Annotated in this window: 21 protein-coding genes; 17 read left to right on the top strand and 4 right to left on the bottom strand. The window is 61.5% G+C overall.

The annotated features are described in order from the left end of the window. The first annotated feature begins 186 nt into the window (after positions 1-186). From KDW95_RS01525 to KDW95_RS01505, 5 genes are all read left to right on the top strand, one after another. Positions 187-2187, top strand: a complete 2001-nt coding sequence (locus tag KDW95_RS01525) for a DNA topoisomerase III (protein WP_255854466.1) — start codon at positions 187-189, stop codon at positions 2185-2187. Between the two features lie 625 nt (positions 2188-2812). Next, positions 2813-3205 (top strand): hypothetical protein, encoded by a 393-nt coding sequence (locus tag KDW95_RS01520; protein WP_255854465.1) that lies wholly within the window; start codon positions 2813-2815, stop codon positions 3203-3205. Between the two features lie 372 nt (positions 3206-3577). Beyond that, complete coding sequence (locus tag KDW95_RS01515; RefSeq protein WP_255854463.1) at positions 3578-4126, top strand: STY4534 family ICE replication protein; 549 nt, start codon at positions 3578-3580, stop codon at positions 4124-4126. 190 nt (positions 4127-4316) lie between these two features. Beyond that, on the top strand, positions 4317-5144 hold the full coding sequence (locus tag KDW95_RS01510) for a DUF932 domain-containing protein (protein ID WP_255854462.1): 828 nt from the start codon (positions 4317-4319) through the stop codon (positions 5142-5144). 125 nt (positions 5145-5269) lie between these two features. Next, positions 5270-5563 (top strand): hypothetical protein, encoded by a 294-nt coding sequence (locus KDW95_RS01505; RefSeq protein ID WP_255854461.1) that lies wholly within the window; start codon positions 5270-5272, stop codon positions 5561-5563. An 888-nt stretch (positions 5564-6451) separates the two neighbouring features. Here the strand turns inward: KDW95_RS01505 and KDW95_RS01500 are convergent. The 4 genes from KDW95_RS01500 to KDW95_RS01485 all read right to left on the bottom strand — a co-directional run bounded on the left by KDW95_RS01500 (position 6452) and on the right by KDW95_RS01485 (position 11740). Continuing rightward, positions 6452-7573, bottom strand: coding sequence for an IS110 family transposase (locus KDW95_RS01500; RefSeq protein WP_255854460.1), 1122 nt, complete (start codon positions 7571-7573; stop codon positions 6452-6454). A gap of 138 nt (positions 7574-7711) precedes the next feature. Continuing rightward, on the bottom strand, positions 7712-8896 hold the full coding sequence (bktB, locus tag KDW95_RS01495) for a beta-ketothiolase BktB (RefSeq protein WP_255856460.1): 1185 nt from the start codon (positions 8894-8896) through the stop codon (positions 7712-7714). A 22-nt stretch (positions 8897-8918) separates the two neighbouring features. Then, positions 8919-10565: a fatty acid--CoA ligase gene (locus KDW95_RS01490; RefSeq protein ID WP_255854459.1), complete on the bottom strand. Its 1647-nt coding sequence runs from the start codon at positions 10563-10565 to the stop codon at positions 8919-8921. Positions 10566-10726: 161 nt separating this feature from the next. Further along, complete coding sequence (locus KDW95_RS01485; RefSeq protein ID WP_255854458.1) at positions 10727-11740, bottom strand: AraC family transcriptional regulator; 1014 nt, start codon at positions 11738-11740, stop codon at positions 10727-10729. A gap of 212 nt (positions 11741-11952) precedes the next feature. On the opposite strand from KDW95_RS01485, the gene KDW95_RS01480 reads away from it, so the two are divergent. The 12 genes from KDW95_RS01480 to KDW95_RS01425 all read left to right on the top strand — a co-directional run bounded on the left by KDW95_RS01480 (position 11953) and on the right by KDW95_RS01425 (position 26341). Beyond that, positions 11953-12933: a quinone oxidoreductase family protein gene (locus tag KDW95_RS01480; RefSeq protein WP_255854455.1), complete on the top strand. Its 981-nt coding sequence runs from the start codon at positions 11953-11955 to the stop codon at positions 12931-12933. A gap of 10 nt (positions 12934-12943) precedes the next feature. Then, positions 12944-13792 carry a TauD/TfdA dioxygenase family protein gene (locus tag KDW95_RS01475; protein ID WP_255854454.1) on the top strand — a complete coding sequence of 283 codons (849 nt, stop codon included), beginning with the start codon at positions 12944-12946 and terminating at the stop codon, positions 13790-13792. A 47-nt stretch (positions 13793-13839) separates the two neighbouring features. Beyond that, the gene (locus KDW95_RS01470) at positions 13840-14889 is read left to right on the top strand and encodes a 3-keto-5-aminohexanoate cleavage protein (protein WP_255854453.1); all 1050 of its coding nucleotides are present in this window, start codon (positions 13840-13842) and stop codon (positions 14887-14889) included. A gap of 215 nt (positions 14890-15104) precedes the next feature. Further along, positions 15105-16430 (top strand): MFS transporter, encoded by a 1326-nt coding sequence (locus tag KDW95_RS01465; RefSeq protein WP_255854452.1) that lies wholly within the window; start codon positions 15105-15107, stop codon positions 16428-16430. Further along, entirely contained in the window at positions 16427-17095 is a 669-nt protein-coding gene (locus KDW95_RS01460; protein WP_255854451.1) for a DsbA family oxidoreductase, read from the top strand. The genes KDW95_RS01465 and KDW95_RS01460 overlap by 4 nt, the downstream gene beginning before the upstream one ends. Next, positions 17092-17415 (top strand): Rieske (2Fe-2S) protein, encoded by a 324-nt coding sequence (locus tag KDW95_RS01455; RefSeq protein ID WP_255854450.1) that lies wholly within the window; start codon positions 17092-17094, stop codon positions 17413-17415. Before KDW95_RS01460 ends, KDW95_RS01455 begins: the two co-directional genes overlap by 4 nt. Beyond that, the gene (locus KDW95_RS01450) at positions 17412-18422 is read left to right on the top strand and encodes a YeiH family protein (protein ID WP_255854449.1); all 1011 of its coding nucleotides are present in this window, start codon (positions 17412-17414) and stop codon (positions 18420-18422) included. Before KDW95_RS01455 ends, KDW95_RS01450 begins: the two co-directional genes overlap by 4 nt. Positions 18423-18723: 301 nt before the next feature. Then, on the top strand, positions 18724-19293 hold the full coding sequence (locus KDW95_RS01445) for an RBBP9/YdeN family alpha/beta hydrolase (protein WP_255854448.1): 570 nt from the start codon (positions 18724-18726) through the stop codon (positions 19291-19293). A 124-nt stretch (positions 19294-19417) separates the two neighbouring features. Then, the gene (locus tag KDW95_RS01440) at positions 19418-21265 is read left to right on the top strand and encodes a DUF1302 domain-containing protein (protein WP_255854447.1); all 1848 of its coding nucleotides are present in this window, start codon (positions 19418-19420) and stop codon (positions 21263-21265) included. Positions 21266-21289: 24 nt separating this feature from the next. Then, on the top strand, positions 21290-22663 hold the full coding sequence (locus KDW95_RS01435) for a DUF1329 domain-containing protein (protein ID WP_255854446.1): 1374 nt from the start codon (positions 21290-21292) through the stop codon (positions 22661-22663). A gap of 137 nt (positions 22664-22800) precedes the next feature. Next, complete coding sequence (locus KDW95_RS01430) at positions 22801-23877, top strand: WD40/YVTN/BNR-like repeat-containing protein (RefSeq protein WP_255854445.1); 1077 nt, start codon at positions 22801-22803, stop codon at positions 23875-23877. Positions 23878-23920: 43 nt separating this feature from the next. Next, the gene (locus tag KDW95_RS01425) at positions 23921-26341 is read left to right on the top strand and encodes an efflux RND transporter permease subunit (RefSeq protein ID WP_255854444.1); all 2421 of its coding nucleotides are present in this window, start codon (positions 23921-23923) and stop codon (positions 26339-26341) included. The last annotated feature ends 10 nt before the right edge of the window (positions 26342-26351 follow it).

Here is a 26351-nt window from a genome sequence, read left to right as displayed (position 1 = left end):
TCCGCGCGCCCTCCGAACAGGACGCTCCCGTGCAGGATACTGTTGAACATCGCGCCAAACCCACACTGCTACCGTTCTCGCCAAAGCTAACCGGTTGACCTCGCTTGCCACTTCTTTGCTGTCCGCCGGGCTGATCGCGGGCAAACTGCTGATCATCGGAATCAACTCGATGATGTAAGAGACTCCATGCGACTGTACCTGTGCGAAAAGCCGTCCCAAGCCAAAGACATCGGGCGTGTTCTCGGTGCGACGCAGCGCGGCAATGGCTGCTTCAAGGGCCCAGGCATCGTCGTGACCTGGTGCATCGGGCATCTTGTCGAAGCCGCGCCACCGGAGGCCTACGGCGAGCAGTACAAACGCTGGTCCCTTGAGCAGTTGCCCATTATCCCCGGGCGCTGGCGCGTCGAAGTCAAGGCCAAGACCGCCACGCAATTCAAGGTCGTCAAACAACTGATCACCCAGGCCTCTGAGCTGGTGATCGCCACCGACGCCGACCGCGAGGGCGAGCTGATTGCCCGCGAGCTCATCGACCTGTGCGGTTACCGCGGTCCGATCCAGCGGTTGTGGCTGTCCGCACTGAACGATGCCTCGATTCGCCAGGCACTGACGGCTCTTCGGCCATCGGCCGAAACATTGCCACTGTATTTCTCGGCGCTCGCCCGCTCCCGCGCCGACTGGCTGGTCGGCATGAATCTGAGCCGTTTGTTTACCCTGCTGGGACGGCAAGCGGGCTATGACGGCGTACTGTCGGTGGGCCGGGTGCAGACGCCGACCTTGCGCCTGGTCGTCGACCGCGACCGCGACATTGCGCAGTTCGTCTCAACGCCCTACTGGATCCTCGATGTCACGCTCACCCGCAGCGACCAGGCCTTCGTCGCCCACTGGCTCGCGCCCGAAACCAGCGCCGATCACAAGGGCCGCTGCCTGCAGCAAGCGATTGCACAGCAGGCCGCTCAGGAGCTGGGTCTCGCTGGCGCTGCCAAGGTGGTCTCGGTCGAGACTGAACGGGTCACAGAAGGAGCTCCGCTACCGTTCGACCTGGGGACATTGCAGGAGGTCTGCTCCCGGCAGCTGGGCCTGGATGTGCAGGAGACGCTGGATATCGCCCAGTCGCTGTACGAGACGCACAAGGCCACGACCTATCCGCGCTCGGATTCGGGCTATCTGCCCGAGTCCATGCTGACCGAGGTGCCGACGGTACTCGACAGCCTGCTCAAGACGGATCCGGTGTTACGTGCCGTGATCAACCAGCTGGACCCGACCCAGCGCTCGCGGGCCTGGAACGATGGCAAGGTGACGGCTCACCACGGCATCATCCCGACGCTGGAGCCCGTCGATCTCTCGCGCATGAGCGACAGGGAACTGGCCGTCTACCGCCTGATCCGTGCCCACTACCTGGCGCAGTTTCTGCCACACCATGCCTTCGATCGCACCACCGCCACGCTCTCCTGCGGCGCTCAGGCACTTCAGGCCGTCGGCAAGCAGGTCGTGGAGCCGGGCTGGCGCCTCGTGCTCGACGAGCCCGCGCTGGACGACGTCGAAGATGGGTCGGCGACACGCAACCAGGTACTGCCGCCTCTGCAGGAGGGGCTGTCGTGCCAGATCAGCGGAGTCGCGCTGAAGGCGTGCAAGACAGCTCCCCCGCGGCCATTCACCCAGGGGGAACTCGTCAAGGCGATGAAGACTGTCGCCAGGCTGGTGTCCGATCCGCGGCTGAAGCAAACGCTCAAGGACAGCGTCGGTATCGGCACCGAAGCGACGCGGGCCAGCATCATCAATGGCCTGCTCGCCCGTGGCTACCTGCTGAAGAAAGGACGCGCCATCCGCGCCTCCGAGGCAGCATTTACGCTGATCGATACGGTACCGGCCGCCATCGCCGATCCCGGCACCACGGCGGTGTGGGAGCAGGCGCTGGACATGATCGAAGCCGGTCAGATCACTCTGGAGACGTTCATCGAGAAACAATCGAACTGGATCACACAGCTGGTGACGCAATACCGTGGTACGACCCTGTCCATCAAGGTGCCCGAAGGGCCCGCCTGCCCGGAATGCGGTGCGACGATGCGTCAACGCTGCGGCAAGAACGGCGCCTTCTGGTCCTGCAACCGCTACCCGGACTGCAAAGGCACGCTGCCGGTCGCATCCGGCACCGGCAAACGCCGCACTAAACTCAAGGCAGCCAGATAGCCCCTGAACCCTGAGTCACCTTGGCAACAGCAGTCAAAGTGACAACCGTCCCGCCTCCCTGCGGGATACCCAGCGCGCGATCCCTTCTGCAACGGTGTGCGCGCCCCGCCAGGTCCGTAACGGCCTCGGGGCGAGAAGGTGCTTTATCCACGAATCGCGCGTTGCGCATTCCCGTGTTCGGCGATTTTCCCGTCCGCCGTGACGGGTCCCCTGATGCTTTGCCGGCCACCACGCGAACCATCAGGAGACCCGTCGGGTCGACGGTATTCGGTGCCGGCGCCCACCGGTGAAACAACGGGCACCTTTTGTGTGCGGATGTGCGCCAGATAATACCGGCCCCAGCCACGATACGGGTCGGGTGAGCAAGTGGTGACAGCGAATGGCTTTAGCGACGGCCTGACCCTGCGCGCGCTTACGGGTGGCATATCTCCTCTTAGCCGAATGTCGACTAAACCTTCGGCACTTTTTCCCGCCCACCCATTGCCTGGCCCAGCAGGAAGCACTTTCGTCGACCTGCCAATCCAACAAACAGCGACACGCCAGTTCCCATTTTCAGATGACGCCTGGCGACGTCCGGGACGATGCTGGCCCACATCTGTAACGGCTATTTTTAAGGAGAACCCCGATGCATCCCGTCCTGTCCCAGGAGACTATTGCCCGGATTGCCCGGGAAGAACAGCACTTTGCCCGCGCACCCGAGGCGTTCTTCCAGGCTTGGAAGCGCGGTGTCACGCTCATCGGACCGGAGTGGTTCGGCGATGGCACCGACGAGGGTCTGCGCCGCGCAACCTGCAAGGTTGAGCTGCGCCCCAACCTGCCGCGAATGATCGACGCCCTGAACATTCTGAATCATGGAGAAGGCCTGTTCCTGTCGGCCATGGTCAGCTTCTACAACGCCGCCGAGGGCACCGCCCTGCTTCGCCGCTGCGCGTATGAAGGTCTGTCGGATCTGAACGAACTGGATCTGGCGCAACGCCAGGTCATCGCTGACCTCCTGCTAAATCACCAGGGTTGGTGACGCCAGCGGCCGATCCGCTCGCCTGCCCCAGTGGCACTGAACAGCGGCATCCTCGCTGAACTTTGACGGGGGTACGGTGCGGCCCGTAATTAAGGAGCACCGCCAGTACCGTTTTGCCCTCGCCCGCGTCGCTCAACGCAGGCAGGCTGTCCCCATGTTCCGCTGACGCCGTCAGCGACATGCCAGGCAACCGTCGGTCTTCGAGGTTGCGCCGCGGTGTCCACCGCGTGACCGAGCCAGTTCGCCCCGGCATCGATCTGCGAACGGCCGTTATTGCGACGGTGATGCCACTGTTCCATCAACCCGCGCGGGGGTTCCACTCCCCCTCGGGTCGGGTGTGTCTCCGCAATCTGTTCCATCAGGAGATTCATCATGACAACGTCCAACGAAAGATCCTACTTCGACCTGCATATCACCGGCCTCGGTTATCTGAACCGCATCCGCGAGGTCAAGCCCAAGAAAGGCGATACCTTCCTGGCCTGCGATATCGCGGCACTCAACGGTCCCAGCGACGATGTGTCCTATGTGCGTTTCGACATTCGTGTCTCGGGTTCTGAAGCGCAGCAGCTGGTGCGTCGCTGCATCCAGGCGGTCGAAGACGAGAAGAAGGTGATGATCGGCTTTCGCCTCGGCGATCTCTGGGCCGACACTTTCACCTACTCCAAGGGCAAGCGTGCCGGCGAACAGGGCGTGAGCCTCAAGGCCCGGCTGCTGTTCATCAACTGGATCAAGGTCGACGGGCAGCAGGTCTACAAGGCCGAGCCCCGCGCGATCGAGACCGATGGTCCGAGCTCACCGGTTCCGGCTCAAGCCGCAACTGAGGCAACGCCGGAGCAGGACGCACCGCCAGCCCCTGCGGCTGAAACTGTCGTCAACGCGGCCACGCAGGCGCGTGTACCGGACGTCGCCGAGTCGTTCTGACCTCGACATTGTTTTTCAACTTTCCCCTCACAGCGACCGTCGCCATGCCCAATGCCGGCGGCCGCTTAGGTTCCAGGGTTGGCAACTCGCCAAGGCCTGATTTCAATCGCCGCATCAGCGGCATTCCATTACCCGCCGAGGCTCCTCCCCGATGGGGCGGAACTCCGGTTTCTCATCCAAGGAGATCAACATGCAACTCGCATCCCGTTTCTCTTATCGCTCCCCGGTTCTGCGGTCGAATCATCCCCTGTCCGATGACCAGATTCGCACCGTCGCGCCCTCCATCTTCGCGGACACCCCGCACCAAAGCCGCTCCGAGCGGTACAGCTACATCCCCACGGCGGCTGTACTGACCGAACTGCGCAAGGAAGGCTTCCAGCCGTTCATGGTGTGCCAGACCCGCGTGCGCAAGGAGGACCGCCGCGACTACACCAAGCACATGCTGCGACTTCGCCATGCGAGCCAGATCAACGGCACCGAGGCGAACGAGATCATCCTGCTCAACTCGCACGATGGCACCAGCAGCTACCAGATGCTGGCGGGCATGTTCCGCTTTGTCTGCCAGAACGGCCTGGTGTGCGGCGACACCTTCGCCGACGTGCGCGTGCCTCACAAGGGCAACGTCACCGATCGCGTGATCGAGGGCGCCTACGAGGTGCTGCATGGGTTCGAGCAGGTACAGGACTCGCGCGACGCCATGCGTGCCATCACGCTGGACGACGGCGAGGCCGAGGTCTTCGCCAGATCGGCTCTGGTCCTCAAGTACGACGAACCTGGCAAGGCCCCGCCGATCACGGAAAACCAGATCCTGGGGCCTCGTCGCATCGACGACCATCATGCGGACTTGTGGTCCACGTTCAACAGGGTTCAGGAGAACCTCGTCAAAGGCGGCCTGACCGGCCGCAGTGCCAATGGCCGCCGACAGCGAACACGGCCTGTCCAGGGCATTGACCAGAACGTCCGGCTCAACCGGGCACTCTGGCTGCTCGCGGATGGCCTACGCAAGCTAAAAGCCTGACACGGGGACTGGTGCTGACCATCCTCTGATCCAGCCACTCAGACGGCTCTGCGTCTCCTTCATCCACCGGGGCCCCGTCATCCCCTTGGGGTGCCGTGGCCCTTTATCTTCGAGAGGTAATCACCATGGCATCTGCCATTTCCTATCAACCCCGCGTCCAACCCGGCCAGGTCGTTATGACCACCGGCGTGAGCGAGCTGATTCAACGCGGCGTCTTCGATGCCGTGCCCTATCTCCAGCGCCACCTTAGCGGTGACTGGGGCGATCTCAGCGACGACGACCGGCAACAAAACGATGCCGCACTTAAGCAAGGGGATCGCTTGCTGTCGTCCTACCAGGTCACACCGACCTTGAAGCTCTGGATCATCACCGAACGGGATCGCAGCCTAACCACACTGTTATTGCCAGACGAGTACTGACCCGCTTGCTCCCACCCCAGGGGCCTGCCATCGCCCCTGTTGGGGTAGATGCATGCCCCACCTTATTCTGGAGCATCAACATGTCCCTCGACACTTATGCTCAAAACAGCGGTGCCGAACCCGTTTGCTCAACAACGCCTCATCCCTGCTCGACATCCGTCTGCGGGACTTCGTGTAAGAGAGCGGCCGCTGCAAAAGCACGTTATTGACACAAAGCTTGCGCCCGCACCTTGTGCGCGGTTTAGAGCAAACGAGCAAGAGATATGCCTCGTGCGATTATTAACATGCTCGAGCCCTCTGCCGCGTACCTACATACAATTTCGCTAGTTTATGAGTCCAAGTTTGAAGTGGCACCACGCAAGCGACAAGATAATCGAAGTCGAGGCCCTGCTGACCTAAAGACACCCTTCGTAGAGGTGACGGCTGAATGAATCTTTTCACTGGCCGCTTCGCCAACGCAGGGAAATCCGATTAAACTTGCTCAGAGCCTCGAACATTGTGCAGTTGAAAAAATTGCGCCATCCTTGGCACAGAAGATTGCAAGGCCCCTCTGCGGAGGTGGGCGCGATCCCTGCTGATATGTATTGACCTGTCAATGTGATCGTTCAAATTCGCATCATTCTGGCCTCAGGAAAGCATTAGGGTTAGAGCAGGCGCAGCATGAAACGACGATTGATCAATCTGATATACGCGGGTCAAAACCGCCTGACTTGTCTTCGTCGTGGAGCTGCCTCTCTCTAAGGGCGAGGGTCGTTCCGGTTACCCGGACGCCTCATAGCAGGCTCGAGGATTCTCCTGACCGGCTACGCCTGCCCTAACTCTACTGCTCGCCATTGCCCCCCGTTATCGTTGTCTTTGGAGAATGCGCTCTGCATGGCCACCGCGTTCTCAGGCCGCCAATTGCCGGCCTCCTGCCACTGCGTTGGCAATCGCCCAGATAAAACCGACCAGCTCGCGGGCTATTGCTGTACACACCTGGACCTTCAGCTTGCCTCGCTCCAACAGATGCCGGTAGCGCCCGCATAAGCGTTTCTGTGCCTTCCAAGCGATAGCCTGCACTAACTCGGAAGCCTTTTCAGCCCGTCGCTGCAGATGGGCCGTTTTGCGCGCCATGAAGCGATAGCACCAGCTCGCCTCAATCAGGACCCGTCGAACATGCCCGTTACCGGCCTTGGTAATGCCGCCACGCCGGGTGCCTGAACCACTCGAGTGCTCACTGGGCACCAGCCCCAGATACATCATCAGCTGTCGTGGTGAGTCGAACCGGGTAATATCGCCCAACTCCGCCATCACGGTCATGGCTGTAATCAACTTCACGCCACGCAGACTCATCAATGCCTCCACGACCGGCGCCAAGTGCCAGCCGTCCAGCGCCTTGTTCATCTCGTGCTCCAAACCGAGCACGCGTTGTTGGGCCTGCTTGACCGCATCGACGTATTCCTGGAAAACAATCTGTTGCACGGGCATTGCAAATTTTATTGATTCCAGCCAGCGAAAATACGCTAACGTCCAGCGGCTTTTTCCGGTGGTGTATACCTTGCCGTGACGCAACAGGAAGGCCCCCAACCGCTGACGCGTATGCCGCTCCACTGACTTCATATCCTCACGGGCCCGGGTCAGGTCGCGGATTGCTTCCTGCGCCTGATCCGGCACCCAGACCGGAGTCAGTTCGCCTGCTCGATACAAACTGGACAGCGACTGAGCATCACGTCGGTCGGTTTTAACCCGGTCACCGGGACGTTTGGGTATCAACGAAGGCGCCACGACGTCACACTGATGACCCAGTCGGGTAATCTGCCGATAGAGGCCGTACCCACAGGGCCCTGCTTCGTAGCAGAAGGCCAGCACTTCACCCTCCGGACTGAGCCGTTTGATCAATGTATGGACGGCTCCGGGGGTGCTCGGAATTTCGCCGTAATACACAGGTTTGCTCCGGCCCGCCTGGGCAATGGCTACCGCTATGGTGTCTTTGTGTGTGTCCAGCCCGATGTATTTGCTAAAGTTGTCCATGCCTGCCCACCTCAATTATGGCTCTGCGTTTGATGGTTCAACCTCTTCAGCGTAATCCACGCGTTCGAGGCTGGGCAGGTCAATTCATGATGTCTAAGGGACGTGCATGCCTGTCGGGAGCTGACAGGAAATGGAGAGTCAGTGACGTTCGAACAGCGCTGCGATCCCTTGGCCGCCGCCGATACAGAGGCTGACAATGGCATAGCGACCCTGAATGCGTTGGAGTTCGTATAGCGCCTTGACCACAATCACGGCACCGGTGGCGCCGATCGGGTGCCCCAGACCGACACCACTACCGTTTGGATTCAGGCGATCGGCCGGCAGTTCCAGTTCACGCGCCACGGCCAGCGCCTGAGCGGCGAAGGCTTCGTTGACTTCGTAAACGTCTATATCACCGACGGCCAAGTTCTGGCGCGCCAGGATCTCGCGGATTGCCGGCACCGGGCCTATGCCCATGTATTTCGGCTTGACCCCGACGACACTGTAGTCCACCAGCCGGCCCAGCACCTCATGCCCTTGGGCTGCCGCTTTTTCCCGTTCCATCAGCAGCACCGCCGCCGCCGCATCGTTGAGCCCCGAGGCATTCCCGGCGGTGACGGTACCGTCACGCTTGAATACCGGTTTTAGCTTGGCCATATCTGCCAGTTCACAATTCAGGCGCACATGCTCATCGGTATCGAACAGCACCGAGCCCTTACGGCTTTTCAGCTCAATCGGCAGAATCTGTTCTCTGAAGCGCCCCTCCTCGATCGCCCGCTGGGCGCAACGGTGGCTCTCGACAGCCAGGCGGTCCTGGTCGTCACGGCTTATGCCGTACTTTTCCGCCAGATTTTCCGCAGTTACACCCATATGCACCTTTTCCATCGGGCAATGCAGCGCGGCCGACACCGCATCAATGGTTTCGCCATTCCCCATGCGCTGACCAAAGCGCGTGGTTTGCAGCCAGTAAGGCGCACGGCTCATCGATTCGGCACCACCGGCAACCGCGGTATCGCAAATTCCGAGTTCAATCTGCTGGGCGGCAGTGATGATCGCCTGCAGGCCACTGCCACAAAGACGGTTGACGGTAAGGGACGCCGTCGATTCGTCAAGACCGCCCTTGAGCGCAGCCACGCGTCCCATGTACATGTCGGCGGGCTCAGAATGAATCACATTGCCGAAAACGCATTGGCCGACGCTGTCAGCGTCTATGCCTGCCCGGCGCACGACTTCGGCTACCAACTGGCCTGCCAGATCAGAGGGAGCCTGATCTTTCAGACTTCCGCCGAAATCGCCGATGGCGGTACGAGCACCGCTGACCACTACTACTTCACGTTTCTGCACCATTTTGCGCTCCTCTGTTATTTCACGCTTGCGTTGTGAGCTGTTCACGAATCAGTTTCTTGTTGATCTTGCCGACACTGGTCATCGGAATCGACTCAACGAAGCGGATCTCGCTGGGGATCGCCCACTTGTTGATCTGTCCAGTGTCGACGAACTGCGCCAGGTGCTGTTTCAGCGTATCGGTGTCGACACTGACCCCGTCGACCGGCACCACCAATGCCAGCGGGCGCTCGTCCCAGCGCTCGTCCGGCACCCCGACCACGGCAACATTGGCGACCGCCGGGTGCTGGCTGATCAGGCTTTCGAGCAGCAGCGACGAAATCCACTCTCCACCGGTCTTGATCACGTCCTTGATGCGGTCGCGGATCTGCAGCACCCCGTCCGGCTGCATCGAGGCAACATCGCCGGTGTGCAGCCAGCCGCCGCTCCAGAGTTCGGCGCCCTTCTCCGGCTCCTTGCAATACCCCTGGGTAAGCCAGGGCGTGCGCACCAGGATTTCGCCCACACTTACGCCATCGGCGGGCACATCCTGTCCCTCTTCGTCGATCAGGCGCAGGTCCACCAGCGCGATCGGCATGCCGGTGCGCATGCGCATCGCCACTTGCTGTTCAACCGATAGTTCCGTCTCTTCCGGCCGCAAATAGCTCAGACTCAGCAGCGGGCAGGTTTCGGACATGCCATAGCCGGTATAGACCCGGATGTCGCGCTCGGCCATCTGGCGCACCAGGCCTTCGTTCGGTGCCGCGCCGCCGGTCAGCAGCTTCCAGCGACTGAGATCGGTATCCCTGGCTTCGTCGCAGTTAAGCACCATCTGCAGCACGGTCGGCACGCCATGGGAGAAGGTCACGCCTTCATCGCGATACAACTTCACCAGCCGGTTCGGCTCGTAGCGACCTGGGTACACCTGTTTCACTCCCAGCATCGTCGCGACGTAAGGCACGCCCCAGGCATGGACATGGAACATCGGCGTCATCGGCATATAGACATCTTCTGAGCGCAGCAGCGGCACGCCCTCGTAGGCCGCCAGGGTCGTAGCCATGTTCAGGGTATGCAGCACCAACTGGCGGTGACTGAAAAAGACGCCCTTGGGATTGCCGGTAGTACCAGTGGTATAGAAAGTGGTGGCGACCGAGTTTTCGTCGAAGTCAGGAAAATCGTAGTGGGTACCGGCCGCCTCCAGCAGCGCCTCGTACTCGCCGAGCGTCTTCAGCGAGGTGCCAGCGACCTGTGCATCGTCGCTGAGTTGAATATAGCCTTCGACACTGGGCAACTGGTCCGCAAGCGCTTCGACCACCGGCAGAAAATCGTCGTGCACCAGCACCAGCCTGTCCTCGGCGTGCTGCATCGTATAGGCAATCTGATCAGTACTCAGGCGCACGTTGACATGGTGCAGCACGGCACCGATCATCGGCACCGCAAAATAGGCCTCAAGGTAACGATGACTGTCCCAGTCCATCACCGCCACCGTATCACCGGGCCCGATGCCGGCGTCGGTCAATACATTCGCCAGCCGGGCTATACGCTCGTTTAACTGCCGATAGTCATAGCGCGACTGCCCGCAGACAATCTGCTGCTGCGGCGCATAGCGCTGCCCGGACAGCAGCAGGCTCTTAATCAACAGCGGATACTGATAGGCTCCGGCACAGGGCTCGATTATTCTTGTGTTCATACATCATTCCTGGATTCGGTTTGATTGATCACCTATTGGCAATCCTGATAACGAATCTAAAAAAGTGCAGGGATCTTTACTTAACTTCAGCTGCCAAAAAATTCACACTTCATGACACGGAGAAGGGCGCAGTGCGGATGCCACCGGTGCTTGAGTGACGTTTACCGGCGATTGCGGGTCGCCTGAGACGCCCGCCAGCGTGCCGGCGCCACGCCAAACTGCGCGGCGAACCAGCGGGTAAAGGAACTCGGCATACTGTAGCCGAGCAGATCCGCGATCTGACTCATCGAGTAGTGCTCATTTTCCATATAACGCATCACCAACTCGCGGCGAACGCTGTTGATCAGACTCGAAAAGGTTTCATCGTGTTCTTGCAGCCGCCGCTGCAGCGTACGCACGTTCATGCCCAGGGCCTCGGCAATTTGCTCGATGCTGGCCCGCCCCATCGGCAGCAGCAGATAGACGGCCTTACGAACATCCAGTGCCACCGAGCGCTCCTGTGCACTGGCCAGGGAATCAAGGTAATGCTGCGCGAATCGGGCCAGAGCGGGATCCGCCAGGGGGTTGGGTTCGTCCAGTTCTGTCGCCGTGCAGACGATACCGTTGAATTCGGCGCCAAATCCCAGATGACAGCGAAACAGACGACGGTGCAGTTGCAGGTCCTGGGGCGCTTCGTGGGTAAAATTGACACTGTAGGGACGCCAGTGAGTTCCAAGCAGGGCGCCACAGAGCCGATACATGACACCGATCGCAAGCTCGATGGCCTGCCTTGATGCCATTGGCGAATCGGTCACCACCTCCTCGCGAATGATGACCTTCCTGTCGACCTCCTCCACATGAATGGCCAGCGCCTCGTTCAGCAAATGACGGTACTGCACCGTGGTCCTGATAGCATCGCGCAATGTCGGCTGGTGCATCAGCAGCAGGCTGATGGCGCCAAAATCCGACAGTTGACGGGACTCGGCCATGCGCAGACCAAAGGTCATGCAGCCGCTCTCCCGCGCCGAATCTTCCAGCAGCGTCACCACCGCAACGGTGGGAATTCGTTGCTCCGGCTGCTCGATCAGCGCTTTGTTAAGACCCACCCGGCGCAGCATCGTGTGGGGATTAAGGCCCAGGTGCTGCGCGACCTCAATGTAATTGGTGAGCACACCAGCCCGTGTCAGTGACGCCATTATCAGACCCCTTGTTGTGTTCGCATCCGGGACATCGAAACCTCAAACCCGCTGCCGAGACAACCGCAGGCAGCAGTCTATAGATAAATTGTCACGCAATGAAAATCAACTGTCGTCTAATGAAAAGCACGACCCACGCAGTTGCCATAAATTCAATGTCATCACAGGGTGCGATTGCAGCCCCATACAAAAAAACAGACTGGAGAGATAACATGGCCAAAGCCGTACGCTTATACGAAACCGGCGGTCCGCAAGTGCTGCGCTACGAAGACATCGACGTCGGCGCGCCTGGCCCCGGCGAGGTACGCATGCGCCATGTGGCGGTGGGACTCAACTATGCCGACACCTACTTTCGCAACGGCACCTACCCTATCCCGCTGCCCAATGGCATCGGCGTCGAGGCCGCGGGCATCGTCCAGGCGGTCGGTGCGGGCGTCACCAGCGTCGCCGAAGGCGACCGTGTTACCTACACCGGCTTTCTCAATACACTGGGCGCCTACAGCACCGAACGCCTGATCCCCGCCGCCGCCCTGATCAAGCTGCCGGAGACGATCTCGTTCGAAACCGCCGCCGCCATGACGATGCGCGGCCTGACCTCCGCCTACCTGATGCGCCGTATCTACCCGTTCACCGCAGGCGACAGCATCCTGCTGCATGCCGCGGCGGGCGGTGTCGGCCTGATCGTTACGCAGTGGGCCAAGCTGCTGGGGCTGACCGTGATCGGTACGGTCTCGACCGACGCCAAGGCACAGATCGCCCGCGACCATGGCTGTGACCATGTGATCAACTACAGCCACGAGGATGTCGCCAGCCGTGTGCGCGAACTCACCGCTGGCGTCGGCGTCAATGTCGTCTTCGACAGTGTTGGCAAAGATACCTTCATGTCGTCGCTGGATTCCCTCAAGCGCCGTGGCCTGATGGTGTGCGTCGGCACCGCATCCGGCACCATCCCGCCGTTCGATCCCCAGCTCCTGGCCATGAAGGGTTCACTGAACCTGACCCGCCCGGCCCTGGCCGACTTCATCGCCGATCCCGCCGAGAAGGCGGCACTGGCCGGCGAGCTGTTCGATCTGGTCGGCAACGGCCACATCAAGATCGAGATCAATCAGCACTATGCGCTCAGCGATGCAGTTCAGGCCCACCGCGACCTGGAAGCACGCAAAACCACCGGCTCGTCGATCTTCGTTATCTGAGGAGGCTGTCATGCACGCAGAACAACTGACCTGCAGTATCGGTGCCGAATTACAGGGTCTGAACATCGCCGACGCCATTAACGACGACGGCCTGTTCAACGAGATCAAGGCATTGCTGCTCGAACACAAGGTACTGTTTCTTCGGGATCAGGCCATCAGCCGCGCCGAACACCTGGCCTTCGCGCGCCGCTTCGGCGAACTCGAAGACCATCCGGTTGCCGGCAGCGATCCCGAGCACCCGGGCCTGGTACGTATCTACAAGTCGCCGGAACAGCCGAACGACCGCTACGAAAACGCCTGGCACACGGATGCAACCTGGCGCGAAACCCCACCGATGGGTGCCGTGCTGCGCTGCATCGAGTGTCCGCCGGTGGGCGGCGACACCCTGTGGGCCAACATGGCCCTGGCATACGAGAAACTGCCCGAGGATATCAAGCGGCGCATCGCCGGCCTGCGTGCCCGCCACAGCATCGAGGCCACCTTCGGTGCGGCCATGCCGATCGACAAGCGCCTGGCGCTCAAGGCCCAGTTTCCCGATGCGGAACATCCGGTGGTTCGGCCCCACCCGCAAAGCGGTGAAAAAGTGCTGTTCGTGAACGCCTTTACCACCCACTTCAGCAACTACCACACGCCGGACACTGTGCGTTACGGCCAGGATTTTGCCCCCGGCGCTTCCGAGTTGCTGCAATACCTGATCCGCCAGGCCGCGATACCCGAGTTCCAGGTGCGCTGGCGCTGGCAGCCCAACAGCATGGCGATCTGGGACAACCACTCGACCCAGCACTATGCCGTCATGGATTACCCGCCCTGCCATCGCAAGATGGAGCGTGCCGGCATCATCGGTGACCGAGCCCGCTGATCGCCCCCTGCAACACTACCCACATCCACTAATTTCAGGAAACAGTTATGAACTTTTTAGACGGTTCACTCTTCCCCGAAAACCAGGACAAGCTCGTTATTACTGCCGCCCCTTACGGCCCCGAATGGTTCCCCTCCGACTTCCCGGAAGACATTCCGGTAACCATGGAAGACCAGATTCAGAAGGCCGTGGACTGCTACAACGCCGGTGCCTCTGTACTGCACCTGCACGTGCGTGAGCTCGACGGCAAGGGTTCCAAGCGCCTGGAGAAGTTCAACGAGCTGATCGCCGGTGTACGCGAAGCCTGTCCCGATATGGTCATCCAGGTAGGCGGTTCTATCTCCTTCGCGCCCCCCGAAGACGGCGCTGACGCCAAGTGGCTGCAGGACGACACTCGCCACATGCTGGCCGAGCTCGAGCCCAAGCCCGACCAGGTTACCGTAACGGTCAACACCACCCAGATGAACGTCTGCGAGCAGATGGATGCGCGTGACATTGCCGGCACCTCCATGGCGGACGAGACTCACGAAGCCTACCGCGAGATGATCGTACCCTCTGGTCCCAGCTTCATCGAAGAGCACGTCAAGCGCCTGAGCGAGAAGGGCATCCAGAGTGCCTTCCAGTTCTACAATATCAACAGCTACGAGTCGGTAGAGCGTCTGATTCGCCGCGGTGTCTACAAGGGCCCACTGGTATGTAACTGGGTAGCGATCGGCGGTGGTATGGACCAGCCTCATATCTACAGCATGGCCAACTTCCTGCGCGCCATCCCCGACGGCACCATGCTGACCGTAGAGAGCACCATGCTCAACGTACTGCCGATCAACATGATGGGTATCGCAATGGGTCTGCACGTGCGCTGCGGTATCGAGGACAACCTCTGGACCCAGGATCGCTCGCGCAAGATGACCACCGTTGAGCAGATTCAGCAGCTGGTTCGTATCGCCAAAGAGTTCGGTCGTCCGGTTGCCAACGGTCAGGAAGCTCGCGAGATCCTCAAGATCGGCGTTTTCTACGACACCGTCGAAGAGACTCTGGCGGCCAACGGCTTCGCTCCGAACCCGAAAGGCGGTAAGCAGGGCTTCCTGCAAAAGTAATGAACGTCCCGCTGCGCGGCGTTTAAGTCGACACTATCCTAGCCGGCTAGAACTTGCACGTTCGTACGGAACGGGCCCGATCGGTCCCGCTCCGCGCGGTTTAATTAGGGACTCTTGACGTTTGTGGATACGTCCTGTTGCAGGAAGCATCGACAAAGGTCAACGGCCCCTAGTCGGGCATAACAATAATTAGATGATCACTTCGAGGTGATACCATGGCGCACTTTCATGCTGCGGTGGACGATACCAACGACTACACACCCAACGTGCCTCGCACCTACGCCTGGATCGTATTCGCCCTGACCTTCGGGCTGCTGATTTCCGACTATATGTCGCGCCAGGTTCTCAATGCGGTCTTCCCCCTGATCAAGGGTGAATGGACCCTGACGGATTATCAGCTCGGACTGCTCAGCGGCATCGTTGCGCTGATGGTCGGGCTGCTGACCTTCCCGCTGTCCCTGTTCGCCGACCGCTGGGGCCGGGTCAGGAGCCTGGCCCTGATGGCAGCCCTGTGGAGCCTGGCGACGCTCGGTTGCGCCCTGGCACAAACCTATGAGCAGATGTTCGTGGCCCGTTTCCTGGTTGGCGTTGGCGAAGCGGCCTACGGCAGCGTCGGCATTGCCGTGGTGCTTTCGGTGTTTCCAAAGCACCTGCGGGCGACGCTGGCCGGAGCCTTCATGGCCGGCGGCATGTTCGGCTCGGTGCTGGGTGTCGGACTGGGTGGCTTGATCGCCGCGCACCTGGGCTGGCGGGGTGCCTTTGCCGCCATGGCACTGTTCGGACTCTGCCTGGCCGTACTCTACCCCATCGTCGTGCGCGAGAAACGCATCGCGCCACGCCGGGTAACCACCAACACTCCCTCTGCCACGGAAAAACGCCCTCTGCGCACACTGTTCAGCAGTCGCTCGGTACGCTGCGCCTATGCCGGCAGCGGCCTGCAGCTCTTCGTCGGCGGTACCATGATTGTCTGGATGCCGAGCTACTTGAACCGCTATTACGAAATGGGCACCGACAAGGCCGGCGCCGTCGCCGCCGTCATCCTGCTCTGCAGTGGCGTCGGCATGATTCTGTGCGGCATGCTCAGCGATCGCCTGTGCCTGCACTCACCGGCACGCAAGATATCGCTGGCCGTTGTCTATTGCCTGGGCAGTTGCGGGCTGCTGTCGCTGGCATTCGTTCTACCCCACGGCCCAGCGCAACTGGTGCTGATCTGCCTGGGCATGACGCTCGCTGCGGGTACCAGTGGCCCCGCCAGTGCCATGGTCGCGAACCTCACTCACTATTCGGTGCACGGCACGGCCTTCGCCACCCTGACACTGGCCAACAATCTGCTCGGTCTGGCCCCAGGCCCTTTCATCACCGGCAAGATTTCCGACCTTATCGGCCTGCAGGGAGCCTTTCAGCTAGTGCCACTGGTCAGCATCGCCGCCGCTGCCGTATTCCTGTACGCAAAACGCAGCTACCTGCGGGATATCGCCAGGCTCGCGGCCCCGGTTCCCGATGCGCCCGCAACGGCCGCCCCCCTGGAGACCCGCTCATGAACCGCACCCTGACCATCGACGTCTATTTCGACGTGATCTGTCCCTGGTGCCTGATCGGCAAACGCCACCTGGATACAACGCTCGCCCAGCTGCGTGCCGATCAACCCGATATCGTCATCGAAATAAACTGGCACGGTGTGCAGTTGTTGCCACAGCTGCCGGCACAGGGCCTGCCGTTCGCCGATTTTTACCGCCAGCGCCTGGGCAGCGAGACGGCCGTGCGCGCGCGCCAGCATCAGGTCCAACAGGCAGCGGAGGCTGCCGGTGTGGAACTGGATCTGTCGCGCATCAGGACCATGCCCAATACAGCCGATGTCCATCGACTGTTCCAGCAGGCGGCTCGTAGCGCCAGCCCGGCACAACAGGATACGCTGCTGGAACGGATTTTCGCGGCCTACTTCACCAACGGCGAGGACCTGGGTGATGGCGAGACCCTGCGCACCCTCTCCCGGGAATCGGGTATATCGCCGGCCGCTATCGAGCACTGCCTGCTCGGCGATGGCAAGCCCTTCCAGGGCGAGCCCGGCGCACCGGCTGTCCAGAGCGTGCCCGGATTCGTGTTCAACGGCATACGAACCCTGTCCGGCGCCCAGCCTGTCGATGTGCTTGAAGGCGCCATTTACCGGCTGCTGTCACTGACCGACCGCTGCGGACTGCCGGCATGAGTCACCCACTTGAAGTTCCGGCAGAAAAGATCCCGGCACCGGGTCAGCGCACCTTGCTGCGGTGGAATGACCGAAACCTGCTGTTGTTCAATGTCGCGGGGCAGCTGCACGCTATTGACGACAGCTGCCCGCATCAGGGCGCATCGCTGTTCGGCGGACGCCTAGAGGGGCACACCCTCCAGTGCAGTGCCCACGGGCTGCGTTTTGATCTCGCCACCGGCTACCTGCTCAATTCCACCCGCGTCTGCGTCACGCGTTTCCCGGTCGAAACGCTCGAGGGGCGCGTTTTTATCATTGTTGCCAAGGAGCCCAAGGAATGATTTCCAGCCTCGCTGCCAGCCTCCCCAACCGCACCCGCGCCCTGGCCCCCGGCTTCGCCGTCAGCCTGATCGTCGCAGCGGCGGCCAGCTTCCTGTCGGAGCACTACGGCGTACCGGTCATGCTGTTTGCCCTGCTGCTGGGGATGGCGCTGAACTTCCTGGCCGATGACAACAAATGCAAGGCAGGCATCGAGTTCACCGCCCGCAGCGTGCTGCGCCTGGGTGTTGCTCTGCTCGGCCTGCGCATCACTCTGGAGCAGATCGCCGGGCTTGGCTGGAAACCGATGGCACTGGTTATCCTGCTGGTCGTCACGACCATCCTGGTGTCGGTCATCGCGGCGAAAATGCTCGGTTTCCCACGCCTGTTCGGCATGCTGACCGGGGGCGCCACCGCCATCTGTGGCGCCTCGGCCGCCCTGGCGCTGGCCGCGGCCTTGCCATCGCACCCGCAGAAGGAGCGTGCCACCCTGTTCACGGTTATCGGCGTATCCGCACTGTCGACCCTGGCGATGATTCTGTACCCGATGATCGCCGAATTCTTCGGCCTGTCACCGCAGCTGGCGGGGATCTTCCTCGGCGCCACCATCCATGACGTCGCCCAAGTGGTCGGAGCCGGCTACAGCATGTCGAGCGAAACGGGCGACACCGCCACCGTCGTCAAGTTGATGCGCGTCGCCATGCTGTTGCCGGTCATTCTCTGCGCGGCCATGATTACCCGCGCCCAGGGCGTCGATGCCGGCGGCAAAAAGCCGCCGCTGCTGCCCTGGTTTGCCGTAGGCTTTATTCTGCTGGCCTGCCTGAACAGCACCGGCTGGCTGACGCCGAGCCTGCAAGGCCTGGGCTCAGACCTGTCGCGCGGATGTCTCGTTATCGCCATCAGTGCCCTGGGGATGAAAACCCGACTGGGAGAACTGGCGGCCGTCGGCATCAAACCGATTCTGTTGATGGTCGGCGAATCCATCTTCCTCATCGCACTGGTGCTGCTTGTCCTGCACTGGGGGTTTTGACGTGACCCGCGCTGGAATTCACGCCGCACATTCCCACTGCCTCAACCTGTAGCCCGTCACCTCCCCCATCGGCCGCGACCTCAATAGGTGCGCGGCCTTTTTGCGTTTTGACACTATTCGTCCCGAACCTCAGGTGCGCGCACCGACTCCGGGGGCAGAGGATCGAGGCCCCCTCTCCATGTCACCAAATGAAAATACCGTGACGTCAATTGGAAAGCAGTACCGGCGGCGGAAACTTAATGTGGGTTATCGAACCGCCCATACCCAATGCGTGCAAGCAATTCAATAAAAGGACGCCCAGGTGACTCTACCCTCGACTCAAACAACCGTGCTGATCATTCCGGGCCTGCGCGATCATGTGGCCGATCATTGGCAAACTCATCTGGCGTCCCGGCTGCCGCGCGTGCGCTCGGTAGCGCTGCTGGAAACCGACAAACTCAGCCTGGATGCGCGCGTCGAGGCAATCCAGCGGGAACTTGAGCAGATCGAAGGACCGGTGATCCTGGTCGCACACAGCGCCGGCGTGTTGATGGTCGCCCATTGGGCAGCGAAGTATCAGCGCCCGATCAAGGGCGCATTGCTGGCGGCAGCGCCGGATCTGGAAGCCTCCTGGCCAGACAGTTACCCGCAACCCGAGACCCTGCGCAGCCACGGCTGGGCCCCCCTGCCCCGCCAGCCGCTGCCGTTCCCGAGCATTCTGGCCGCCAGCACCAACGACTACCTAGCCGGCTTCGAAGCGGCCGCCACGATGGCCAGTGACTGGAATGCACAACTGGTCAATCTCGGCGAGGTCGGGCACCTCAACCCCGCATCGGGTTACGGCGACTGGCCACAGGCGGATGAGTTCATCCGCCAGCTCGACGCTCAGTAGCCGCCTGGGCCGCCGTCGCTCAGGAACACAACATCTCGGAAGGACCCACTACCCAACGCACCCGACTAGCGTGCAAACGCTCGCGCAATATCTTGAAACTCATAACAATAATTGGAAAAGCGCCATGAAAAATAACAACCGTTTTTCACCTTTGCTGTGTCGCAGGCTCCTTGGCTCCGCCATCCTCGCGGCGATGGGAACATCTCAGGTCCAGGCCTTTGAGATCGACACCGGCAATCCGGACCTGTCCATTCGTTTCGACAACACCGTCAAGCTGAGCTACGGCCAGCGCGTTGAGAGCAGGAACGGAACCATCGCCAACACCGCCAACTTCAACGATGGCAACCTGAATTTCGACCGTGGCGACGCCGTCAACGAACGTGCCGACCTGCTGAGTGAACTGGACGTCATCTACAAGGACCGGATGGGTTTTCGGGTCAGCGGTGCCGCCTGGTATGACCACGCATACAGCAATATCGGCAACCCCGACAATCCCTATCCCGGTGGTGGCGGCAATGCAGGCAACCTGGTGTCCGCAGACCCTGCGGGCAGCGTTATCATCGGCGGTCCAGCGGATTCCCGCGGGCTCAGCAATTTCGCCGATCGCTACTATCACGGCCCGTCGGGCGAACTGCTCGATGCCTTCGTTTTCTACAACGGCGAGATCGGCGAGTCGCTGTTCAACGTCAAGCTGGGCAGCCATACCCAGTACTGGGGCGAAACCCTGTTCAACGCCGCCAACGGCATCAACTACGGCCAGTCGGCACTGGATCTGGGAAAGCTCTACAGCGTCCCCGGTACCGAGGCCAAGGAGCTATTCATCCCGCGCAACCAGCTGTCCGCGTCACTCACACTGACGCCGGAGCTGACCCTGGGAGCCCAATACTTTCTCGAATTCGCCAACTCCAGGTTCCCCGAAAGCGGCACCTACTGGGGCCCCTACGACATGATGCTGGATGGCGGCGAAGCCTTCTGGTTGCCGATTCCGGCGTCCAACGCCTTCTACGCAGCCCCACGGGGCAGCGATGTCAGGCCACGAAATACCGGTGACTTCGGCCTGATGGCCTCCTGGAGCCCTATGTGGCTGGACGGCACCCTGGGATTCTTCTATCGCAACACCTCGGACACCCTGCCGAATCTGCTGGTTGATGCCCCGAACTTGCATCTGGGCGGCGTTGCCGGCCTTGAGGATCTCAGCTATTTCACCGCCTACGGCGACGATATCGATATTTATGGGATCAGTCTGGCCAAGAGTATCGGCCCGGTCAGCGTTGGCGTGGACCTCAACTACCGTCATAACATGACGCTGGCCAGCAACTTCACCACCGTAAACTCGACGCTCTACGACGCCGGCCAGGCCGGTGTGATCAATGGCGCGAACATTATCGGCGAAAGGCCTGCTGCGGGTGAAACGGGGCTGGCCCGCGGGGACACCCTGCACCTGGTGGTGAACGGCCTGGTGGCCTTCGGCGACACCCCGCTGTGGGATGCCTCGGTACTGGCAGTCGAGGGGGCGCTGACGCACCTGGTGGATGTCAACGAGGCCGAACAGACCTTCAAGGGCCATTCAAGCTACCGCGGCATCGACAAGGTCACGACCAATGCCTACACCCTGGCCGCCAGCTTCACCCCGACCTGGTACCAGCTCCTCCCCGGCTTCAACCTGTCGATGCCGATCAGCGCCAACCTGGGGCTCAGCGGCAATTCCGCGGTCCAGTTCGGCGGCAATGAGGGTGCCGGCAGCTTCTCCGTCGGGCTCAGCGGCGACCTCTACCAGAAGTACCGCTTTGATCTCAAGTATGTCGACGCCTTCGGCTCCTTCGACACCTGCACCACCGGCAACGACAACAACACCCCCGGCGCCAACGGCGGCTACCAGTGCATCCCGGGACAGATCACCTCCCAGGCCAGCCTGGCGCCGCTCTTGAAGGACCGCGGCATGGTCGTCGCGTCCTTCAAGACTACTTTCTAATCCACCACGTTGGAGATAAAAACAATGACATCCAAGACCCCATCCCTGCTGCCATCACTCACAGCCATGCTGCTGAGCTGCGCCCTGACCTCGGCCGCCCAGGCCGAACTGAGCCCGCAGGACCTCGCCAAACTCGGTACCAGCCTGACCCTCGTTGGCGCCGAAAAGGCCGGCAACGCCGACGGCTCCATTCCTGCCTATAGCGGTGGGCTGACCACCGCGCCTGCCGATTTCAAGGCCGGCGACCACCTGCGCCCCAACCCCTTCGCAGGGGAAAAACCAACGCTGATCATCAACAACGCAAACCTCGATCAGTACCGGGACCTGCTGACAGCGACCACGACCGAGCTGATCCAGCGATTCCCTACCTTTCGCGTCGACGTTTATCCGACCCACCGGACCGCGGCCCTGCCCCAGGCCAACCTCGACAACACCCTGAAGAACGCCGCCCAGGCCCGCACCACTGAGGCGGGACTCGCGCTGGAAAACGTGCTGCCGGGCGTTCCCTTTCCGATACCGCAATCCGGCACTGAAGCCATGTGGAACCATCTGCTGCGCTTCCAGGGCCAGGCGTACCAAACCAAGTACGATTCCTGGAATGTCGACGCGGCCGGTGTCGCCACCCTGGCGACCACCGGCACGGCGTACAACGACTACCCGATTTACCACGACATGAACAAAACCGTCGCTGCCGAGGATATCTACTACCGCTCCAAGATTTACTACAGCGGCCCGGCCCGTCGAGCCGGCGAAGCACTGATGGTGCAGGATGCCGTCAATCCGCTGCAGCAGCCGCGCAAAGCTTGGCAGTACCTGCCGGGACAACGTCGCGTGAAACTGGCGCCGAGCCTGGCCCATGACACCCCGAACCCGGGCACCGCCGGTTCCTCCACCTTCGACGACATCTTTGTCTTCAGCGGCGCCATGGACCGCTACGACTGGACGCTGGTGGGCAAGAAGGAAATGATCGTGCCCTATAACACCTACGATCTGACCTACATCGACGATGCGCAGAAACTGACGACGCCGAACCACCTGTCGTCGGACGCCGTGCGCTGGGAAAAACACCGTGTCTGGGTGGTTGAAGCCCGCCTGAAAGGTGACAAACGGCATATCTACCAGACCCGTACCTTCTACCTTGACGAGGACAGCTGGGTAGCCCTGGCATCCGATGAATACGATGCACGCGGGCAGCTTTACCGTGGTTCCTATGCGTTTCTGTCCCAGAGCTATGACGTGGCTATTCCCGATGCCACGCCCCATATGGTGTATGACCTGATCGGCGGCACCTACAACATCAACGGTGTTGTCGGCCCCTATGGCGGCATCGGCTACAGCGAGCCGCTGTCCGCGACCAAGTGGGCCCCGCAGTCCCTGGCAGGCGCTGGCATACGCTAACCCGGCCCGATCCTGATTAATACGGCCACCGGCGGCAACCGCTGCCGCCGGTTCGGCTGCCCCTCAGCCAACCGGAAGGCTCCAGCGGCCGCACCCTGTATTAGACGGCGGCATCGAGCCCTTCCCGAGGACGTTCAATGCATCTTCGTAAAAAATTCCTGCTGCGCTCACTGGGCCTGGCACTGCTGCTGTCGTCGGCCACCGGCCGGGCCAGCGACTTTGTTGATGTGCTAGACCTGCCTTCAGCACACTCGGAACTCGCCAGCCGGCAGCTGCTGATCGACGTGACGCGGGCCGGGCAGCGTTTCGTCGCCGTCGGCCAGCGTGGCCATATTGTCTATTCCGACGATGACGGCCAACACTGGCAACAGGCTCGCGTACCGGTCAGCTCCGACCTCACCGCCGTACACTTCCCCACACCGACCCAGGGCTGGGCCGTCGGCCACGACGGTATCGTACTGCACAGCAGCGACAGCGGCTCGACTTGGCAGCGCCAGCTTGACGGCCGCCAGCTCGGCCAGCTGATGCTGGACTACTACCGCACCCAGGCACAGGCTCACCCTGAAGAGCCGCGCTACGCACAGCAGCTGGACGAAGCCCGGCGCCTGGAGGCCGAGGGCGCCGACAAGCCATTTCTCGATGTCTGGTTCGAGACGCCGCAGCGCGGCTACATCATCGGCGCCTTCAATCTCATATTCCAGACCGTCGACGGGGGCCGCAACTGGCAGCCGCTGCAGCACCGTGTCGACAACCCCTATGCGCTGCACCTCAATGCCATAGCACCGGCCGGCAAAGACCTCTATATCGCCGGCGAACAGGGCCTGCTGCTCAAGCTTGACCCCGCCAGCGGTCGCTTCAAGGCTCTCGCCTCACCCTACGCCGGCAGCTTTTTTGGCCTGCTGGACGCGGCCGACGGAGCCCTGCTGGCGTACGGCCTGCGCGGCCATGCCTTTCACAGCAGCGACGGCGGCCTGAGCTGGACAGGGGTCGACACCGGCACCACGGCCAGCCTGACCGCGGGCATCCGTGATACGCAGGGTCGCCTGTTGCTGTTCAGCCAGGCAGGCCAGGCACTGGTGAGCCATGACCGTGGCCTCAGCTTCCAGGCACTGGCATCGCAGCCGGCTGCGCCCATCGCCGGCGCCACCGCGAGCGCAGATGAGGGCCTGATACTGGTCGGCACCCAGGGCGTACGCCGGCTTCCCTCCCAGTAACAGGCACCCAAGAACAATCACACAAGAAAAAAGGCGACCACGCATGGGCAATATTAAACAGGGCGAACTGCCGCCGATTCCTGCCTTGAAGGAGTTCGACCTCAACAGCGGCAACCTTCTGGAACGGATGGTCTTCAACCATCGCCGGCTGTTCCTGGCGCTGATCGCGCTGACCACGCTGCTGCTGAGTTTCATGGCGATCACCCGGCTCGAGCTCAAACCCAGCTTCGAGAAAATGATTCCCCAGAGCCAGCCCTACATCCGCAACTTTCTGGAGAACCGGGATGCGCTGCGCGGCCTCGGCAATTCGGTACGGGTCGTGGTCGAAACCACCGATGGCGATATTTTCGATCCCGCCTACCTGGAGGTGTTGAAACAGGTCAACGACGCGCTGTTTTTAACTCAGGGGGTTGATCGGGCCTGGATGAAATCCCTCTGGAACCCGAGCGTGCGCTGGACCGAAGTGACCGAGGAAGGTTTTCAGGGTGGCCCGGTCATGCCGGACAACTACGACGGCTCGCCCCAGAGCATCGAACAGCTGCGCCGCAACATCAGCCGCGCCGGCATCATAGGCAGCCTGGTGGCGAACGACTTCAAGTCCAGCATGCTGACCGTCCCCTTACTGGATCGGGATTCGGCTACCGGCCAGGGCGTTGACTATTTCGGTTTTTCCGCCAGGCTCGAGCAGCTGCGTGTCCGGTACGAACTCAACGGTGCCGACAGCAGGATCAAGATCCGCGTGATCGGCTTTGCCAAGCTGATTGGCGAACTGATCAATGGCCTGATCAAGGTGATGATGTTCTTTGCGCTGGCCGTAACCATCAGCCTGCTCATCATCTACCGCTATACCCGCTGCATCCGCAGCACCTTGCTGGTTGTCGGCTGTTCGCTGCTGGCCGTGATCTGGCAGCTCGGCATCGTGTCCTGGCTCGGCTACGCCATTGACCCCTACTCGATACTGGTGCCCTTCCTGGTATTCGCCATCGGCGTCTCCCATGCGACCCAGAAGATGAACGGCATCATGCGGGATATCGGTCGCGGCGCCCACAAACTAGTCGCCTCGCGCTTCACCTTCCGGCGCCTGTTTCTTGCCGGCGTTACGGCGCTGCTGTCCGACGCGGTCGGCTTCGCGGTTCTGATGCTGATCGATATTCCGGTTATCCAGGACCTGGCGATCACCGCCAGTGTCGGTGTTGCGGTACTGATATTCACCACCCTGCTGCTGATGCCCGTGGCTCTGTCCTACGTCGGCGTCAGTCCCGCCGCGGCGAAGCGCTCTGTGCGCGAAGCCCGGGATGACAGGCAGCACCGGGGCCTGGGCAAACTCTGGGATCTGCTGGATCATTTCACCGAACGCCGCTGGGCGAGTATTGCCGTCACCCTTGCCGTGCTGATGGGCGCTGGCGGCTTCGCCGTCAGTACCCAGCTGCAAATCGGCGATCTCGATCCCGGTGCCCCGGAGCTGCGCCCGGATGCCCGTTATAACCTTGATAACGCCTACATCACCGAGCACTACACCCTGTCGAGCGACCTGTTCGCGGTGATGGTGAAAACGCCGCCCGAAGGCTGCCTCAACTACCAGACACTGGTACTGGCGGATCGCCTCGCCTGGCAGCTGCAACAGCACCCCGGCGTGCAGACCACCAGCTCACTGGTCGATGCCATGCGCCAGATTACCGCCGGAAGCTACGAGGGCAATCCGAAATTTTTCAGCGTCGCACGCAACCAGGACGTACTGAATTACGGCGCCCAGCAGGCCTCGGTCAATCGTCCGGAGCTGTTCAATACGCAATGTTCGATGATGCCGGTGATCGCCTTTCTGAGCGACCACAAGGCGCAAACGCTGGACGAGGTGGTCGCCATCGCGGACCGCTTCGCCCGTGAAAACAGCACCCAAGACCACCAGTTCCTGCTGGCGGCGGGCAATGCCGGTATCGAGGCCGCAACCAATATCGTGGTGCGCGACGCCAATCGCACCATGCTGTTTTATGTTTATGCGGCGGTAAGCCTTTTCTGCCTGATCACCTTTCGCAGCTGGCGCGCGGCCCTGGTCGCCATCCTGCCGCTGGTGCTCACGTCCATCCTCTGCGAAGCGCTGATGGTCTGGATGGGAATCGGCGTCAAGGTCGCCACGCTGCCGGTCATTGCGCTGGGCGTCGGTATCGGTGTCGACTATGCCCTCTATCTGCTCAGTGTACAGCTTCAGTTCCAGCGCCTGGGTATGCCGCTGGCCGACGCCTATCGCCATGCGGTCAGCTTCACCGGCAAGGTCGTAGGGCTGGTCGGCGTGACGCTGGCCGCCGGCGTCGTCACCTGGTTCTGGTCACCCATCAAGTTCCAGGCCGACATGGGGATCCTGCTGACCTTCATGTTCCTCTGGAACATGCTCGGCGCCCTGATCCTGATCCCGGCGCTGTCCCACTTCCTGCTGCCGAGGGAGAAGCTCAGCACCCGCCTCGTTTGATGCCTGGTGA

It is taken from the genome of Marinobacterium rhizophilum (assembly GCF_024397915.1).
GTDB lineage: Bacteria > Pseudomonadota > Gammaproteobacteria > Pseudomonadales > Balneatricaceae > Marinobacterium_A > Marinobacterium_A rhizophilum_A.
This window is presented reverse-complemented; position numbering and strand designations above follow the sequence as displayed.

What these genes read in the sequence shown, in the direction of transcription:
- KDW95_RS01500 (WP_255854460.1), bottom strand. Translation starts at nt 7,573, where the DNA reads ATGGACAACTTTAGCAAATACATCGGGCTGGACACACACAAAGACACC.
- KDW95_RS01525 (WP_255854466.1), top strand. Translation starts at nt 187, where the DNA reads ATGCGACTGTACCTGTGCGAAAAGCCGTCCCAAGCCAAAGACATCGGG.
- KDW95_RS01430 (WP_255854445.1), top strand. Translation starts at nt 22,801, where the DNA reads ATGCATCTTCGTAAAAAATTCCTGCTGCGCTCACTGGGCCTGGCACTG.
- KDW95_RS01515 (WP_255854463.1), top strand. Translation starts at nt 3,578, where the DNA reads ATGACAACGTCCAACGAAAGATCCTACTTCGACCTGCATATCACCGGC.
- KDW95_RS01465 (WP_255854452.1), top strand. Translation starts at nt 15,105, where the DNA reads ATGGCGCACTTTCATGCTGCGGTGGACGATACCAACGACTACACACCC.
- KDW95_RS01475 (WP_255854454.1), top strand. Translation starts at nt 12,944, where the DNA reads ATGCACGCAGAACAACTGACCTGCAGTATCGGTGCCGAATTACAGGGT.
- KDW95_RS01440 (WP_255854447.1), top strand. Translation starts at nt 19,418, where the DNA reads ATGAAAAATAACAACCGTTTTTCACCTTTGCTGTGTCGCAGGCTCCTT.
- KDW95_RS01450 (WP_255854449.1), top strand. Translation starts at nt 17,412, where the DNA reads ATGATTTCCAGCCTCGCTGCCAGCCTCCCCAACCGCACCCGCGCCCTG.
- KDW95_RS01460 (WP_255854451.1), top strand. Translation starts at nt 16,427, where the DNA reads ATGAACCGCACCCTGACCATCGACGTCTATTTCGACGTGATCTGTCCC.
- KDW95_RS01435 (WP_255854446.1), top strand. Translation starts at nt 21,290, where the DNA reads ATGACATCCAAGACCCCATCCCTGCTGCCATCACTCACAGCCATGCTG.
- KDW95_RS01425 (WP_255854444.1), top strand. Translation starts at nt 23,921, where the DNA reads ATGGGCAATATTAAACAGGGCGAACTGCCGCCGATTCCTGCCTTGAAG.
- KDW95_RS01470 (WP_255854453.1), top strand. Translation starts at nt 13,840, where the DNA reads ATGAACTTTTTAGACGGTTCACTCTTCCCCGAAAACCAGGACAAGCTC.
- KDW95_RS01455 (WP_255854450.1), top strand. Translation starts at nt 17,092, where the DNA reads ATGAGTCACCCACTTGAAGTTCCGGCAGAAAAGATCCCGGCACCGGGT.
- KDW95_RS01510 (WP_255854462.1), top strand. Translation starts at nt 4,317, where the DNA reads ATGCAACTCGCATCCCGTTTCTCTTATCGCTCCCCGGTTCTGCGGTCG.
- KDW95_RS01490 (WP_255854459.1), bottom strand. Translation starts at nt 10,565, where the DNA reads ATGAACACAAGAATAATCGAGCCCTGTGCCGGAGCCTATCAGTATCCG.
- KDW95_RS01505 (WP_255854461.1), top strand. Translation starts at nt 5,270, where the DNA reads ATGGCATCTGCCATTTCCTATCAACCCCGCGTCCAACCCGGCCAGGTC.
- KDW95_RS01520 (WP_255854465.1), top strand. Translation starts at nt 2,813, where the DNA reads ATGCATCCCGTCCTGTCCCAGGAGACTATTGCCCGGATTGCCCGGGAA.
- KDW95_RS01485 (WP_255854458.1), bottom strand. Translation starts at nt 11,740, where the DNA reads ATGGCGTCACTGACACGGGCTGGTGTGCTCACCAATTACATTGAGGTC.
- KDW95_RS01480 (WP_255854455.1), top strand. Translation starts at nt 11,953, where the DNA reads ATGGCCAAAGCCGTACGCTTATACGAAACCGGCGGTCCGCAAGTGCTG.